Source organism: Enterobacter cloacae complex sp. P16RS2 (genome assembly GCF_014982155.1).
Lineage (GTDB): Bacteria > Pseudomonadota > Gammaproteobacteria > Enterobacterales > Enterobacteriaceae > Enterobacter > Enterobacter cloacae_M.
Genome location: NZ_JADCKW010000100.1, coordinates 1 through 1,485, shown reverse-complemented (window position 1 = coordinate 1,485; position 1,485 = coordinate 1). Strand labels below are relative to the sequence as shown.

Here is a 1,485-nt window from a genome sequence, read left to right as displayed (position 1 = left end):
TCCTACAGTAGTCGCCATTCCAGCTTTGGGGCTTTTGGCCAGATTATTGGGGCCAGAGGCTTTTGGATTATTCACATTAGTTTTTGCATTAATTGGCTATGCAAGTATTTTTGATGCAGGAATAAGTCGTGCAGTTATACGAGAAGTATCGTTAAATAGAGAAAATACTGAAGAACAGAGGAATATTATATCTACCGCGAGCGTGGTTGTTGTAATTTTAGGTTCAATTGCATTATTCATAATGGCTCTCTCGACTACAAAGATCGTTGAGTTACTAAATGTCACCCCGAATTTGAAGGGTGAAGCCATAAAAACATTTTTAATAGTGTCTTTTATAATCCCTTTCTATTTATTAAATCAGGTCTGGTTAGGTTATCTCGAAGGATTGGAAAAGTTTGCAAATATCAATATCCAACGAGTAATTTCAAGTACTTGCCTGGCATTATTGCCAGCCCTAATGTGTTTAATTAAGCCGACGCTTATATATGCTTCATATGGATTGATTCTGGGGCGGATATTTTCTTTTTTACTAACTGCATTTATTTGTAAGAATATAATCTATAGTTCACGATTCGCATGTAATTTTATAACCCTAAAAAGGCTTATCTCATTTGGCGGATGGATTACAGTGAGTAATATCATCAGCCCGATAATGGCATATTTCGATCGCTTTATCATTTCACATTTGATGGGGGCATCAAGAATTGCATTTTACAGCGCCCCATCAGAAGGCGTTTCACGCTTAATTAATATACCTTATGCCTTGGCTAGGGCTCTTTTCCCAAAACTATCATATTGTTCTGATAAAAACGAGAGAAGATCTCTTCAGTTCAGAAGTTATCTCATTATAAGTATAATATGCTTACCAATCGTTATAGTTGGTGTTTTATTCTCCTCGCTGATTATGGGTATATGGATGGGGCCCGAATATACACATCTGGCCGCTAATGTTTTACAGATACTTTTAATCGGTTTTTATTTTAATGCACTAGCACAAATACCCTATGTAAGCCTCCAGGCTCTTGGTAAAGCAAAAACTACAGCAGCATTACATTTAATAGAGTTAATACCTTATCTTTCATTGTTATCCATACTGACAGTAAAATTCGGAATAATAGGCACAGCAATTGCCTGGTCGGTACGGACTTTGTGTGATTTGATTCTATTAGTTATATTGTCGGGAAGAAAATGAAACAAGTTGATATTGCATTAGCCACCTTTAATGGTGAAAAATATATACGTGAGCAAATTGAGTCGATACAAAAACAAACGTATTCTAACTGGCGACTTTTAATAAGTGATGACTGTTCAACTGATTCTACCATCGCTATTATTAAAGAGCTAATGCAAAATGATAGGCGTATTAATATTGTCAATGAGTCCAGACAAGGCGGAGTCATAAAGAATTTTAACAAGGCTTTAATGCATACTACTGCAGAATATATTCTCCTTTGTGACCAGGATGATATATGGCCTTCTGAACGC

Annotated in this window: 2 protein-coding genes; both read left to right on the top strand. The window is 36.1% G+C overall.

All coding sequences use genetic code 11. The features are described 5' to 3' along the window. Positions 1–1,192, top strand: a 1,192-nt coding sequence (locus INF68_RS23055; protein WP_193525487.1) for a flippase, incomplete at its 5' end; no start/stop codon positions are given. Beyond that, positions 1,189–1,485, top strand: a 297-nt coding sequence (locus tag INF68_RS23050; RefSeq protein ID WP_193525486.1) for a glycosyltransferase, incomplete at its 3' end; no start/stop codon positions are given. The genes INF68_RS23055 and INF68_RS23050, both read left to right, overlap by 4 nt.